Origin of the sequence: Cohnella sp. CFH 77786, assembly GCF_019400745.1 — a bacterium.
Classification (GTDB): domain Bacteria; phylum Bacillota; class Bacilli; order Paenibacillales; family Paenibacillaceae; genus Cohnella.
The window spans coordinates 409,066-423,595 of the sequence record NZ_WJIB01000001.1 but is presented as its reverse complement, the minus strand read 5'-3'; the positions used below and the strand labels follow the sequence as shown (position 1 = coordinate 423,595).

The window sequence follows — 14,530 nt, the reverse complement described above, 5'->3', positions numbered from 1 at the left end:
CTAACACCATATGATGCAGCTAGCGGATTACCGGGGACGCAAGGTCGTCGTCCTCGGACTGGCACGGAGCGGCGTCGCCGCGGCCAAGCTGTTCCACGGCGCCGGAGCCGACGTCGTGGTGAACGACCGCAAGGATAGCGGGGAATGTCCCGAAGCCGCGGAACTCGCGGCTTTGGGCATTTCTGTTGTATGCGGGGGGCATCCGGAAGGCATTGTCGACGAGAATACGTCGCTGCTGGTCAAAAACCCGGGCATTCCGTATTCGGCGCCGCCGGTCGCGGACGCCTTGCGGCTGGGCATCGAAATCGTGACCGAGGTGGAGGTCGCGGGACAGCTGTCCCGCGCGCCGATTATCGGCATCACGGGCTCCAACGGCAAAACGACGACGACGACGTGGACGGGCGTGCTCCTCGAGGCCGCGGGGCTCCGCCCGGTCGTGGCCGGCAACATCGGACGCCCGCTCTCGGAAGCGGCGAAGGAAGTTTCGCCGGACGGCTGGCTGGTGGCCGAGCTGAGCAGCTTCCAGCTGAAGGGGACCCGCGATTTCCGTCCCCGCGTCGCATGCCTGCTGAATATCGCCGAAACGCATCTCGATTATCACGGCTCCATGGAGGATTACGTCCAGTCGAAGGCGAAATTGTTCGAAAACCAAACGCAGGACGATATCGCGGTGTACAACGCCGACGACGCCGCCTGCCGGGAGCTGTCGAAGCGGTCGGCCGCGCGCAAGCTGCCGTTTTCCCTCGTTTCGGATCTCGAGATCGGGGTGTGCGTCATCCCTCCCTATCCCTCGGTGAAACCGTCGGATGGAGAAGCCGAGCAGGAGCGCTGGATCGTATACCGCGGTTTCGACGGGCTGGAGACCCGCATCCTTCGGGTCCAGGAACTCGGCATTCCCGGCCGGCATAACGCGGCGAACGCGCTCGCGGCCATCGCCGTGGCGCTGGCGGCGGGCGCCGATCCGGCCCGGCTGGAAGAGCCGCTCCGGACGTTCCGGGGCGTGGAGCACCGGTTGGAATACGTCGGCAAATTCGAAGGCGTGCACTATTACAACGACTCGAAGGCGACGAACCCGATGGCGACGACGATGTCCGTTCTGTCGTTGCCGGCGCCTCTCATCCTGATCGCGGGAGGATTGGACCGCGGATCCGACTACCTGGAGCTGCTGCCCGTCTTCCGGACGAGGCTGAAGGGGCTCGTCGCGCTCGGGGAGACGAGAGAGAAGCTCGCGAAAGTCGCGGAGGCGGCCGGTTTAGCGGCCGTCAAAATCGTCGAACCTGTGGGTGACGCCGAAGGCACGCTGCGCAGGGCCGTGGAAGAAGCCGCCGCCATGGCGCAGCCCGGGGATACGATCCTGCTGTCGCCGGCCTGCGCGAGTTGGGACATGTTCCCATCCTACGAGGTCCGGGGCCGCATGTTTAAGCAATCGGCGCATACGTTGTAGAAGGGGGCCCGTCCCTACTTCCACAGGTACGCGAGGTGTCAGGTTTCATGGCCAAGTCCCGCTCCGTTCCCGATCTCTGGATGATCGCCGCCACGCTCGGCATACTGGCCATCGGCGTGGTCATGGTATACAGCGCCAGCGCCGTCGCCGCTTTTCACGATTACGGCGATCCCTATTACTACGTGAAACGCCAGTTTCTGTTCGCGCTGCTCGGCGTCGGCGCCATGTTCGTCACGATGAACGTGGATTACCAGGCTTGGCGCAAATGGGCCTTGCCTGCGCTGCTGCTCTGCTTCGGCCTGCTGCTGATCGTTCTCGTTCCGGGGATTGGCGTCGTCCGGGGCGGCGCCCGAAGCTGGCTCGGGATCGGGTCGTTCGGCATCCAGCCTTCGGAATTCATGAAGCTGGCGATGATCCTGTTCCTCGCCCGTCTCATGTCGGAGCGCCAGAATCGGATGACTTCGTTCCGGGAGGGGCTGCTTCCGCCGCTCGCCATTCTGGGCGCGGCGTTCGGCCTGATCATGCTGCAGCCCGACCTCGGCACCGGCGTCGTCATGTTCGGCGCTTCGCTCATGGTCATCTACGTCGCCGGGGCAAGGGTGACCCATCTAGGAGGTCTCGGGCTGCTCGGGCTCGCGGGCTTGGGCGCGCTCATCGCGGCGGCTCCGTACCGGCTGCAGCGGATCACGGCGTTCCTCGATCCGTGGCAGGACCCGCTCGGCGCCGGTTACCAATCGATTCAATCGCTGTACGCGATCGGTCCGGGAGGTCTGGTCGGTCTCGGGCTCGGCATGAGCAGGCAGAAATACAATTACTTGCCGGAGCCGCAAACCGACTTCATTTTCTCCATTCTGGCGGAGGAGCTCGGTTTTATCGGAGGCGCGCTTCTGCTCCTGCTGTTCCTGATCCTGATCTGGAGAGGGATGCGCACGGCGATCACGCTTTCCGATCCGTTCGGCAGCCTGCTCGCTTCCGGCATCGTCGGCATCATCGCCGTCCAGGTGCTTATCAACATCGGCGTCGTCATCGGCATGCTGCCCGTAACGGGCATTACGCTGCCGCTCGTCAGCTACGGAGGTTCTTCGCTCACGCTGCTGCTCACGGCGCTCGGCATCCTGCTCAATTTATCCCGATATTCGAGGTGACCGTACATGCGCGTCGTCCTGACCGGCGGAGGAACCGGGGGCCATATTTATCCCGCCCTTGCCGTCGGCAAGTTTCTGAAAGCCGAACATCCGGCAACGGAGCTTCTGTACATCGGAGGCCGCCGGGGGATGGAAAGCAAAATCGTACCGCAGCACGGCATCGTTTTCCATGAACTTGACATTACCGGGTTCCGGCGTTCGCTCTCTTGGGAGAACGTCCGGACCGTCTTCCGTTTCTGGCAGGGAGTACGCAATTCCAAGCAGATGCTTCGCTCGTTCCGCCCGGACGCCGTCGTCGGCACCGGGGGATACGTATGCGGTCCCGTCGTGTATGCCGCATCCCGGCTGGGCATTCCGACGCTGATCCACGAACAGAACGTCGTGCCCGGCTTGACCAACAAGTTCCTAAGCCGGTACGTGGACGCCGTCGCGGTCAGCTTCCGGGAATCGCTGCCATTCTTCTCCAAAGTCCCTGACGCGGTGTACGCCGGCAATCCCTGCGCGTCCGCCGTGATCGGCGCCGACGCGAAACGCGGGTTCTCCTCGATGGGACTTTCGCCGGGGACGCCGTTCGTGCTCACGGTCGGCGGAAGCGGGGGCGCCCGCGCGATCAACGAGGCGGCCATCGGCATGGTGCCGATGCTGTCCAAGCTGCCGGACGTGCACCTCGTATTCGTCACCGGCGAGAGATACCATGAGGAGACGCTGTCCCGGATCCGCAGCCTTGCGACGGAAGCCGCCGGCCGGGTGCATGTCGTGCCCTACGTGCACAACATGCCCGAGGTGCTGGCCGCCGCATCGCTTGTCGTGAGCCGCGCGGGCGCCTCTCTGATCGCGGAATTCACGTCGATCGGCATGCCTTCCATCCTGGTACCGTCGCCTAACGTGACGAACAACCACCAGGAGCCGAACGCGCGCAGCCTGGCTGACGCCGGGGCGGCCGTCATGATCCTGGAGAAGGATTTGACGGGCGAGTCCCTGTTCGCGAGCGTTGCCGCCATCATGTCCGACCGGGCGCGCCGGGCTTCGATGTCGGAAGAGGCCCGCAGGCTGGGCATGCCGGACGCGGCTCGCACGATCGCCGAACAGCTCTCTCGAATCATGCGCAAAGGATCGAATACATAACGCTTAACATCACGTTTCCCGAGTCCGGCATCGCGGGCGCCATAGGCGTTTGTCACCACGCCTTCCGGCCTGACATAAGATACAGGGTGATCGTGACTGCCGCAGCCGTGATCCGGTAACGACCGGACGCGGCGGCGACCGGTCCTCGGGGACGATGACATGGAAAACGAGCCATATCGCGGTCCGCTGCCGGCGGGCGCGGGCTCGCGGGAGGAGGAATTTCCGGATGCAGCAGTTGGTCGCGGAATTGCAGCGGTCCCCTGTGGGCCGCGTGCGGTTGCAGGAGCCGCTGGCCCCATATACAACATGGAAAATCGGAGGTCCTGCGGACATTCTGATCGTCCCCGAGAATCGCGAGGAGCTAGCCGCTGCGCTTGCGCTTCTGCACCGCCATGGCGTTCCTTGGCACGTGCTGGGCCGCGGATCGAACACGCTGGTGGCCGACAAAGGCGTTCGCGGAGCCGTCGTCAAGCTGGGCGACGGATTCGACGACGTCCGGTTCGAAGGGAATACGGTGACTGCAGGCGCCTCGTATTCCTTCATCAAGCTTTCGGTCGTGGCCGGCAAAGAAGGGCTTACCGGCCTGGAGTTCGCGGGAGGAATTCCCGGCACGGTGGGCGGAGCCGTCTACATGAACGCCGGCGCGCACGGCTCGGACGTATCACGCATCTTTCAGTCAGCCGACATCGTTTGGGTGGATGGAAGCGAAGCGACGCTTACCGGAGAGGGCATGAATTTCTCGTACCGCCATTCGGTGCTGCACGAGAAGAGGGGCATCGTCACCCGCGCCTCGTTCCGGCTCGAGCCGGGCGATCGCAAGGAAATCGCGGCCGCGCTCGCTTCTTACAAGGACCGCAGACGGCGTACGCAGCCTCTGCAGGAGCCTTGCGCGGGCAGCGTGTTCCGGAACCCGCCGGGCGATCACGCCGCGAGGCTGATCGAAGCCGCGGGCTTGAAGGGCCTGCGGGTAGGCGGGGCCCAGGTTTCTCCGATTCACGCCAACTTCATCGTCAATCTCGGCGGTGCGACGGCTGAGGACGTTCTCGCCCTCATGGGGAGAATTCAGCGCACAATCGAAGACAGGAACGGAATCACACTCGTGCCGGAGGTTCTCTTGATGGGTGAGCTGTAACCCGGAGGTGAAACCCCTTGGACAAACTGGTGATTGAAGGCGGAAACCCGCTTTCGGGCACCATTCGCATCCACGGAGCCAAAAATGCCGCATTGCCGATTCTGGCCGCCAGCCTGCTTGCGGAGGACACCGTGACGATCCGCAACGTTCCCCGACTGCTCGACATTGACGTCATGCTCGACATTTTAAGGGATTTGGGGTGCAAAGCCCGCTACGACGGCCGTTCGGTCGTTGTCGATACTTCTTTGGCCGCGTCTTCCCACATTCCCGAAAGCTTGATGAGGCAGATGCGGTCCTCGGTATTCCTGACAGGCCCGCTGCTCGCCAGGTTCGGCGAAGTCCAGCTCTATCAGCCCGGAGGCTGCGCGATCGGAGAGAGGAAAATCGATCTCCATCTCCGGGGGCTCGCGGCGCTCGGCGCGGACATCCAGGAGAAGGGCAGCCGCATCGTCTGCCGCGCGCGGGAGCTGAGGGGGGCCGAAGTCATCCTCGATTTCCCCAGCGTAGGGGCGACGGAGAACATCATGATGGCCGCCGTCAAGGCCAAAGGCAGGACCACGATTATCGGGGCCGCCAGGGAACCGGAAATTCAGGATTTGCAAGCGTTTCTCAACCATATCGGGGCGCAGGTTCGCGGGGCGGGCACGGACACCATTACGATCGACGGAGTTGCCGCGTTCCATGGGGGCGATTTCGCGATCATCCCGGACAGGATCGTGTCCGGCACCGTTCTGGTAGCGGCTGCCGCCACCCGCGGAGACGTAACGATCGAAGGGGCTCAGCCCGCCCATTTGACTTCCCTGATCCACGTGCTCCGGCGTGCCGGTGTTCAAATCGAGGTCGGCAGTGATATAATGAAAATCAGCGCGTCCGCCCGCCCGAAAGCCGTGGAGCGGGTCGTCACGTCTCCGTATCCCGCGTTTCCAACCGACCTTCAGGCTCAGGTCATGACGCTTCTCGCGCTTTCGGACGGCGTGAGCCTGATGAAAGAAACGATCTTCGAAGGACGGTTCAAACACGTCGATGAACTGTGCCGAATGGGTGCCGACATCCGCGTCGATTTGAACAACGCGTTCATACGCGGAGTTCCGGTACTGTACGGCTCGACGGTCGAAGCGACGGACTTGCGCGCAGGCGCTGCGCTCGTGATCGCGGGACTCGCCGCCCAAGGACGCACGGTCGTCGAACAGGTTCATCATATCGACAGGGGTTACGAACGGATCGAAGACATGTTTCGGTTGCTGGGCGGGGATATCGTCCGGGAGTCGAATGAAAGATTGGCTGCCCATCATGCTAGGTGACAGCATTCCCCGCGCGGGCCGGTCTCCTGACGCGGGGACGTTTTTTTGCCTTAACGTCAGGACAAGGAGGGCACGTAAGATGAATGAGCGGATTCCCGCGCTGAAACGGGAACCCGAAGTCCCGCGGCGGCGCATAAGCAAGCTGCTGGCCGTCCTGATCGCGCTGTTCGCCATCGTGCTCGTCGTCCTGTTTTTTAGGTCGCCCTTGTCCAAAGTGGCAGATATCCGGGTGACCGGAACGAACCATTTGTCGGAATCCGAGGTGAAGAAAGCGCTCGGAATCGTACCGGGCGATTCTTTCTTCTCGCCGGGCTCCTCGAAGCTGGAAGGGAACGTGAAGGCGCTGCCGCCGGTCAAAAACGTCCGGGTGGTCAAGAAATTTCCCGGCACGGTGGAGGTCCGAGTCCAGGAATACGGAGAAGTCGCCATGGAGATCGGGACGGACGGCGCCGTCCGCGTCGTGCTCGAGAACGGTCTTGCCGTCCCGGCGAAGAGCGGCTCTCTGCCGGACAAGCCGATCCTGACCGGCTGGAGGCCGGACGATGCGGCCCGCAAGGCGCTGTGCCAGGCGCTCGCGTCGATGCCGGACGACCTTCTCACCGATTTGTCCGAAATCAAGCCGGATCCTTCGGCTTCCTATCCGGATCGCATCAAGCTTTTTACAAGATCGCGTTTCGAGGTCATTACGACGATCTCCAAGTTGCAGGAGAAAATTCCCTATCTTAGCGAAATTGTGGAAAACAGGGAGCCCGGACGCATCCTGATGCTGGAGGCCGACACCTATTTGCCCTTTTCGGCGGAAAACGCCCCCTCGGAAACCGGGGAAGCCGATAAACATAAGGAAAACGGCACTACTCAATAAGGAAAAAGAATGCTAGAATTTCATCTATGGGCCAAGCAGGGCAAGCGGCATGAGATCCCGCGGTCCTTCTCGTCACATAGGATAAAAAAATTGTAGAAAAAAGAGGGAAAACCTCGCGAATGTGGAATAAACATATGGATATATCCCTTCATCGCTCTCATTTTCATCGATCTACGGGAGGTGCCACCGTTTGAGCAGCAACGACCTCATCGTCAGCCTGGATATCGGTACGTCCAAGATCCGGGTGATTATCGGGGAAATCAGCAACGGGGCCATTAACATCATTGGCGTCGGATCCGCGGATTCGGAAGGCATCCGCAAAGGCGCCATTGTCGATATTGACCAGACCGTTCAATCCATCAAGAGCGCGGTCGACCACGCCGAGCGCATGGTCGGCATCACGATCGACGAAGTGTACGTCGGCATCGCCGGCAACCATATCGCCCTGCAGACGAATCACGGCGTCGTCGCCGTTTCCAACGAAGACCGGGAAATCGGCCAGGAGGACATCGAGCGGGTCATGCAAGCCGCCCGCGTAGTTGCGCTTCCGCCCGAAAGGGAAATCATCAATCTCGTTCCGAAACAATTTTTGGTGGACGGATTGGGAGACATCCAGGACCCGCGGGGCATGATCGGCGTCCGGCTGGAAGTGGAATGCACGATCATCACCGGAACGAAAGCGGCCGTACATAACCTGATGCGCTGCGTGGAGAAAGCCGGTTTGCGGATTTCCGGCATCATCCTGATGTCGCTCGCTTCCGGCATGATGGCGCTGTCCAAGGACGAGAAGCAAATGGGCACCGTCCTGGTCGACATCGGCGCGGGCTCCACGACGCTCGCGGTGTTCGAAGGCGGAAGCCTGGCCGCTGTCTCCACGCTGCCCATCGGCGGGGATTACGTAACGAGCGATATCTGCTACGGACTCAAGACGCAGACGGAGCATGCCGAGAAGATCAAGCTCAAATTCGGCTGCGCCCGCGTGGAAGATGCCGCGGAGGACCAGAAGTTCAAGGTGATGCGGGTCGGGACGAACGTGGAGAAGGAGTTCTCCCAGGTGGATCTCGCCAACATCATCGAGCCCCGCATGCAGGAAATATTCCAGATGGTTCGCCAGGAAGTTAGGCGCCTCGGCTATCTCGACAAGATCAACGGATACGTCCTGACGGGCGGATCGGTGTCCATGCCGAGCGTGCTGCCCCTTGCCCAGAGCGAGCTGGAGGCCAGCGTCCGGATCGCGGTGCCCGATTATATCGGCGTGCGGGATCCTTCGTTCAGCAGCGGGGTCGGCATGATTCAGTACGTCACCAAGTATTTCAGAAGCCGCGGGGCGTCCCCGGCCAAAAGACCCTCGAAGGCGAAGCAGGCGGCCGGCGCGGTCGCGCCGCGGCCCGGGGTCAAGGAATGGTTCAAGAACTTATTCAAGGAATTCATATAAGCCGCCGCTTACGGAAGGTCCAAGCGAAGCGAGGAGGAGTTAGGGAACATGTTGGAGTTCGATTTTGAAATGGAACCGCTCGCGAAAATCAAGGTCATCGGTGTCGGAGGCGGCGGCAGCAACGCGGTGAACCGGATGATCGAGAACGGCGTCAAGGGCGTCGACTTCATCACCGTGAATACGGACGCGCAGGCGCTGCAGCTCACGAAGTCCGAGCAGAAGCTGCAAATCGGGGACAAGCTCACCCGGGGTCTCGGCGCGGGAGCCAACCCGGAAGTCGGCAAGAAGGCGGCTGAAGAATCCCGGGAGTTTATCCAGAATACGATGCGCGGATCGGACATGGTATTCGTTACCGCTGGTATGGGCGGCGGCACCGGAACCGGCGCCGCTCCGGTCATTGCGGAATTGGCCAAGGAAAGCGGAGCCCTGACGGTCGGCGTCGTCACGCGCCCCTTCACGTTCGAGGGCCGGAGGCGTTCGCAGCATGCCGAACTCGGCATCGAAGCGTTGAAGGAAAAAGTCGATACGCTCATCGTGATCCCGAACGACCGCCTTCTCGAGATCGTCGATAAGAAGACGCCGATGACCGAAGCGTTCCGCATCGCGGACAACGTGCTTATGCAGGCTGTTCAGGGCATTTCCGACTTGATCGCCGTGCCCGGACTGATCAACCTGGACTTCGCCGACGTGAAGACGATCATGACCGAACGGGGCTCCGCTTTGATGGGCATTGGAACCGCGAACGGCGAGAACCGCGCGACGGAAGCGGCCCGCAAGGCGATCATGAGCCCGCTGCTCGAAACGTCAATCGACGGAGCTCGCGGCGTCATCATGAACATCACCGGCGGCTCCAACCTGTCGCTGTACGAGGTCAACGAAGCGGCCGAAATCGTCATTGCGGCCTGCGATCCCGAAGTCAACATGATTTTCGGCGCCAGCATCGACGACTCGATGAAAGAAGATATCAAAGTAACGGTGATTGCCACCGGCTTCGAACATAAAGGACCGACCCGCCGTCCGTCATCTCCGATGCCGGCGGAAGCCCCGCAGGTTTCCTCGGGTTCGGACGTTCGTCCGGCAAGCAATCTCCGTCCGTTCGGCAGCCAGAACCTTTCGAGCGACCAGCTCGACATCCCGGCGTTCCTCCGGAACCGCCCGCGCGACCGGTAACGGTATTTACATCGAGCAGGTCCTTTGAGACGGCCATACGGCCGTCTTTTTTTTTGACTTCTAGAGTTTATAAGTTTCCAGGGAGTGGTATGGTGGAAGTGAGAGGGGATCCGTTTACGATTCTGGCGCTCCCGTTTCATGTTCTGCTCGCCTTGGGAAGCGGAGTTTGCGACTTATAGGTTGGTCTTGCGGAGCTACGAGCACTGTAGTGACTTCCGGAGACGTTATTTCTGCGAAATCCCCGACTCGAAGCGCTGTAGTGACTCCCGGAGACGTTATTTCTGCGAAATCCCCGACTCGAAGCGCTGTAGTGACTCCTGGAGACGTTATTTCTGCGAAATCCCCGACTGGGAGCGCTGTAGTGACTTCCGGAGACGTTATTTCTGCGAAATCCCCGACTGGAAGCGCTGTAGTGACTTCCGGAGACGTTATTTCTGCGAAATCCCCGACTGGGAGCGCTGTAGTGACTTCCGGAGACGTTATTTCTGCGAAATCCCCGACTCGGAGCGCTGTAGTGACTTCCGGAGGCGTTATTTCTGCGAAATCCCCGACTGGGAGCGCTGTAGTGACTTCCGGAGACGTTATTTCTGCGAAATCCCCGACTACGAGAACTGAGTGACTTCCGGAGACGTTATTTCTGCGAAATCCCCAACTCGAATGCTGTAGTGACTTCCGGAGACGTTATTTCGGCGAAATCCCCGACTACGAGCACTGTAGTGACCTCCGGAGATGTTATTTCTGCGAAACCCCCGACTCGGAGCGCTGTAGTGACTTCCGGAGACGTTATTTCTGCGAAATCCTTAGGTGTGCTGTAGGTATGTTTGAGAAAGCAGGACCGCGCAAGCGGTCTTTTACATTTGAAACTCCCCAGTTCGACCGGGGTTTCGGGAACTGCTTATCGCTATGAGGGGTCATTTCATAAACTTAAGAGGCTACCCGGCAGCGTAGAGATATCCGAAAATTTCGAGTTCTACTACAGAATTTGACTAAGGAAAGCGGGGATGCACGAAAATTTCGAGTAATACTACAGAATTTAACTTAGGAAAGCGGGATGCACGAAAATTGCGAGTAATCCCTCAGAATTAAGCAGAGCGGAGACTTGTAGCGCGGATACGGAAAACCGTCTATTCTGGCGCAGAGCAAGCATATCCAGTTGCTCAAGTCTGAATGACTCACGAAGAAGGAACAGATGGCCCCGTGACGCGTGAGTCGGTGAAAAAGAGCGTGCAACTAGTCCCTTCTCATGGGCTAGCCCGTGGCAACACGCGGTTGGCAGACTTTACAGTTCGCTTTATAGGTGCATGCTTGCAAAATGCCCATATAGCGCTGATGGACCCGCCGTCAAAGCCGGTGGTTATGATACATGGAATGCACGGTCGCAGTTCCGCCGACCGGAAGCAGGGATTTGCTTGAGGACCGGCGGTTGAAAAGGGTTGAAGAATTAGGCCTGACGAGCGGTTAAAGTCGGTAATATGCCGATTCATTTTGATATATTCCCTCAGAGATTATAGCCAAGGAGACGTTTATAATTAGCAATGAGATATGAAAGCGTTTCCAATCATATGGAGGAGGCTGAAACATTTATGTTTGATTCTGCAGTTGCATCGAAACGAGGGGAGAACAAGACGATACAAAGGAATGCCTTTTTGCTGGCACTGGTGCTGTTGCTGTTGTTTACGGGTTATCCTTCCTTCTCCGCCCACGCGGCAAGTCCGAGCACGCATACGCCGATCCCCAAAGGAGGGACGAATACGACCGCCTATGCGTACTACGAATATTTGCCGGAAGGTTACGGCGACGATCCGAACGTAGAATGGCCGGTTGTGATTTTCCTGCACGGTTTTGGCCAGAAAGACGACGGAACCGGGTTGTCGAAGCTGCTGGAAGACGGTCTTCCGAAATACATCAACGACGGAGAGGACTATCCTTTCGTCGTCATCTCCCCGCAGGTCAGCGGAACCGATAATTATTTCAATCCGACGAAAGTCGATACCGTTGTCGAATTCGTCAAGAGCCATTACCAGGTGGACCCGGATCGGGTGTACTTGACCGGACTGAGCATGGGCGGCGGAGGCGTATGGCGGTATGCGGCGGCGTATCCCCAGAAGCTCGCGGGCATCGTCCCCATCGCGGGCAACGAGACGACCCCAAGCGGCAATATCAGCGGAGTGCCGACATGGGCGTTCCATAACTGGGGGGACCGCTCGATCAACGCCAACCGCTCGATCAATTGGGTCAACGATATTGCGGGCGATATCTTGGGCACCTCTCCGACCAACCTTCTGGCGACGCATCCGAAAATCAACGATCCGGGATATGTTCCGCCCGGCAATTGGAATGACACGGACATGACCCGAACGGCCCGATTCGACGCGGCGAACGGCTGGGTGTGGAGCGACGGCGTCGTTCATCCGGGCAGCAAACATCCTTCGATTACGTTGTATGACAGTACCGCGCATGGCGGCTGGTACGAGGCTTACCACAATCCGGACCTGTGGAACTGGCTGCTCTCCCAAACGTTGAACGGTCCCATCGATATCACGGCGCCGAACGCCCCGGCCAACTTAATGGCGACGGCGGTTTCCAGCAGTCAGATCGATCTGAGCTGGACGGCATCGGCCGACAACGTTGGGGTCACCGGCTACCGCGTCTATAACGGATCCGGCACGGAGGTCGGCACCACGACAACCACGTCTTTCAGTCATACCAATCTAAGCGCTTCGACAGCGTATACCTACACCGTAAAGGCTTATGACGCGGCGAACAATCTGTCCGCGGCAAGCGCGCAAGCGAGCGCCACGACGTTGACCGCCAGTACGCCGCCGCAGTTCGGCGACGATTTCGAGAACGGAGCGGGGCAATGGACGTCGGTCGCGGGAACGGCCTCGGATTGGTCGGTCGCAGCGGAAGGGGCAGGCCACGTCTATTCCCAATCGAGCGCAACGGGACAGCATGTCGTCTCGGCCGGGCAAGCGGCTTGGACGGATTATCAGGTTTCCGCGGACGTGAAGAGAACCTCGGGCAGCGAGGCCGCGATAGTGGGGAGGATGGCCGCGAACAATCGATATTACCAGCTCCACGTCGACGGAACCTACTGGGCGGTGTTCAAGAACGATCAGAACGCCTGGACGGAGCTTGCAAGGGGAACGTATGCGACAAACACGTCCAACTATAACCGCTTGATGATGAAGTTCGTCGGAAACCGAATCCAGGTGTATATCGACGGACAATTTCGGGGCACGGCCACGGATACGTCCGCAACGCCCCTCGCTGCGGGCAAAATCGGGCTGCGAACGTACTTCGGCAGCGCCAAATACGACAATGTGCTCGTGGAAGCCATCGATGCGCAGGCGCCGACGGCGCCGGCCAATCTGTCGGCGACGGCCGTTTCCAGCAGCGCGATCAACTTGACCTGGACAGCTTCAACCGACAACGTAGGCGTGACCGGTTACAAGGTATTCCGCAACAATGCGCAGATCGCGACGACGACCACGACCTCCTACAGCGATACCGGCTTAAGCCCTTCGACCGCATACGCGTACAAGGTTCAGGCTTACGACGCGGCCGGCAATATTTCGGCTGACAGCAGCGCGGCCAGCGCGGCAACGCCGGCGGTCATCCAATGCGACATCACGATTCCGTTAAACGCCGCGACCGATTACGATGGCGACACGCTGAACGCCCAACCCGGCGATACGGTGTGCATCGCGGCCGGGCAGCGCGGAAGGCTGAAATTCACCGATTTCGAGGGCACGGCGGCGCGGCCGATCACGTTCATCAATTACGGCGGTAAAGTGGAAATCAATCATAGCAAACATGCTCTCATTTTCTTAAATTCCAAATATTTCCGCGTGACGGGAACAGGGGACCCTGCATACACGTACGGAATTAAGGTCAATTCCCACACGAACGGGGAATCCGCGGTCGTCGTGGGCAGCTTCAGCACGAACTATGAGCTCGATCATATCGAAGCGTCCGCGACGAGCGGCGGATTCGCCGGTTTTCTTCTTAAGACCGAGACGACTTGCGATGTCGCGACGCAGCAGGGCCACTTCACCCAGTACGATACGAGAGTCCATCACAATTACATTCACGACGTAGGCGGCGAGGGGATCTACGCGGGGATGTCTTATTATTTGGGGGACACCCGCTTTAATTGCGATGGCGTCGGGGGCAACGACACGATTTACCCGCATACGCTGGAAGGCGTGCGCATCTACGACAATTTGGTCACGGACTCGGGGAGGGAAGGCATTCAGATCGGATCCGCGACGGATGACGTCGAAGTTTACGACAACCAAGTTTTAAGGTATGGGTTGAACAATGTGACGTACCAGGATAAAGCTATCGAAATCAATCCCGGCACGAGAGGCAAGTTCTACAACAACCTCGTCAAACAAGGAACCGGCATCGGCATTCACAACCAAGGTTTGCCGGGAACGCAGATTTTCAACAATATCGTCGTCGACGCGGGCGGCGACGGCATCTTCAGCCAAGATCAGCTCAGGCCCGGCGACCCGAACAATACGACGGACGGGATGCATTTCTGGAACAATACCATCATCAATTCGGGCGGTGACGGTATTGAGGTCAGAAATCAGCTCGCGGGACCCGGCAGCGTGTACAACAATCTGATCGTCGATACGAGCCTGGGCAGCAGCACCTATATCCGGTACGACGGCACCGGAACCTGGAATTCCGACGACAATCTGACGTACTCCTCGCTCGCGACGCCGCAATTCGTCGATGCGGCCGGCGGCAACTACCGGCTGCAGTCCGGCTCGCCGGCCGTCGATCCAGGCACGGATCTATCCGGCCAAGGGGCCACGTTCGATTTCGACGGCGTCAGCCGCCCGCAGGGGCTGGGATTCGACGTTGGCGCGTTCGAGTCGCATTAACGACTGGGACAGGCAGAA

General features: G+C 59.8%; 9 protein-coding genes. All 9 read left to right on the top strand.

All coding sequences use genetic code 11. The features are described 5' to 3' along the window. The first annotated feature begins 10 nt into the window (after window positions 1-10). The 9 genes from murD (at window position 11) to GE107_RS26910 (ending at window position 14,512) form a co-directional block, all read left to right on the top strand. A complete protein-coding gene (gene murD, locus GE107_RS02000; RefSeq protein WP_219637788.1) occupies window positions 11-1,444 on the top strand; it encodes a UDP-N-acetylmuramoyl-L-alanine--D-glutamate ligase in 1,434 nt (477 codons plus the stop codon). A 47-nt stretch (window positions 1,445-1,491) separates the two neighbouring features. Beyond that, window positions 1,492-2,589: a stage V sporulation protein E gene (gene spoVE, locus GE107_RS01995; RefSeq protein WP_219637787.1), complete on the top strand. Its 1,098-nt coding sequence runs from the start codon at window positions 1,492-1,494 to the stop codon at window positions 2,587-2,589. A gap of 6 nt (window positions 2,590-2,595) precedes the next feature. Further along, a complete protein-coding gene (murG, locus tag GE107_RS01990; RefSeq protein ID WP_219637786.1) occupies window positions 2,596-3,714 on the top strand; it encodes an undecaprenyldiphospho-muramoylpentapeptide beta-N-acetylglucosaminyltransferase in 1,119 nt (372 codons plus the stop codon). Window positions 3,715-3,940: 226 nt separating this feature from the next. Next, window positions 3,941-4,846 (top strand): UDP-N-acetylmuramate dehydrogenase, encoded by a 906-nt coding sequence (gene murB / locus GE107_RS01985; protein ID WP_219637785.1) that lies wholly within the window; start codon window positions 3,941-3,943, stop codon window positions 4,844-4,846. A gap of 17 nt (window positions 4,847-4,863) precedes the next feature. Next, window positions 4,864-6,147 carry a UDP-N-acetylglucosamine 1-carboxyvinyltransferase gene (gene murA, locus GE107_RS01980; protein WP_219637784.1) on the top strand — a complete coding sequence of 428 codons (1,284 nt, stop codon included), beginning with the start codon at window positions 4,864-4,866 and terminating at the stop codon, window positions 6,145-6,147. Between the two features lie 79 nt (window positions 6,148-6,226). Beyond that, window positions 6,227-7,009 carry a cell division protein FtsQ/DivIB gene (locus GE107_RS01975; protein WP_219637783.1) on the top strand — a complete coding sequence of 261 codons (783 nt, stop codon included), beginning with the start codon at window positions 6,227-6,229 and terminating at the stop codon, window positions 7,007-7,009. A 190-nt stretch (window positions 7,010-7,199) separates the two neighbouring features. Continuing rightward, a complete protein-coding gene (ftsA, locus tag GE107_RS01970) occupies window positions 7,200-8,444 on the top strand; it encodes a cell division protein FtsA (RefSeq protein WP_219637782.1) in 1,245 nt (414 codons plus the stop codon). Between the two features lie 48 nt (window positions 8,445-8,492). After that, window positions 8,493-9,614, top strand: a complete 1,122-nt coding sequence (ftsZ, locus tag GE107_RS01965) for a cell division protein FtsZ (protein ID WP_219637781.1) — start codon at window positions 8,493-8,495, stop codon at window positions 9,612-9,614. 1,583 nt (window positions 9,615-11,197) lie between these two features. Further along, the gene (locus tag GE107_RS26910; protein ID WP_304516348.1) at window positions 11,198-14,512 is read left to right on the top strand and encodes an alpha/beta fold hydrolase; all 3,315 of its coding nucleotides are present in this window, start codon (window positions 11,198-11,200) and stop codon (window positions 14,510-14,512) included. Window positions 14,513-14,530: the final 18 nt, after the last annotated feature.

Bases quoted from the DNA above. Each gene is read 5' to 3' on its own strand.
- murD (WP_219637788.1), top strand. From the start codon at position 11: ATGATGCAGCTAGCGGATTACCGGGGACGCAAGGTCGTCGTCCTCGGA.
- spoVE (WP_219637787.1), top strand. From the start codon at position 1,492: ATGGCCAAGTCCCGCTCCGTTCCCGATCTCTGGATGATCGCCGCCACG.
- murG (WP_219637786.1), top strand. From the start codon at position 2,596: ATGCGCGTCGTCCTGACCGGCGGAGGAACCGGGGGCCATATTTATCCC.
- murB (WP_219637785.1), top strand. From the start codon at position 3,941: ATGCAGCAGTTGGTCGCGGAATTGCAGCGGTCCCCTGTGGGCCGCGTG.
- GE107_RS01975 (WP_219637783.1), top strand. From the start codon at position 6,227: ATGAATGAGCGGATTCCCGCGCTGAAACGGGAACCCGAAGTCCCGCGG.
- ftsZ (WP_219637781.1), top strand. From the start codon at position 8,493: ATGTTGGAGTTCGATTTTGAAATGGAACCGCTCGCGAAAATCAAGGTC.
- GE107_RS26910 (WP_304516348.1), top strand. From the start codon at position 11,198: ATGTTTGATTCTGCAGTTGCATCGAAACGAGGGGAGAACAAGACGATA.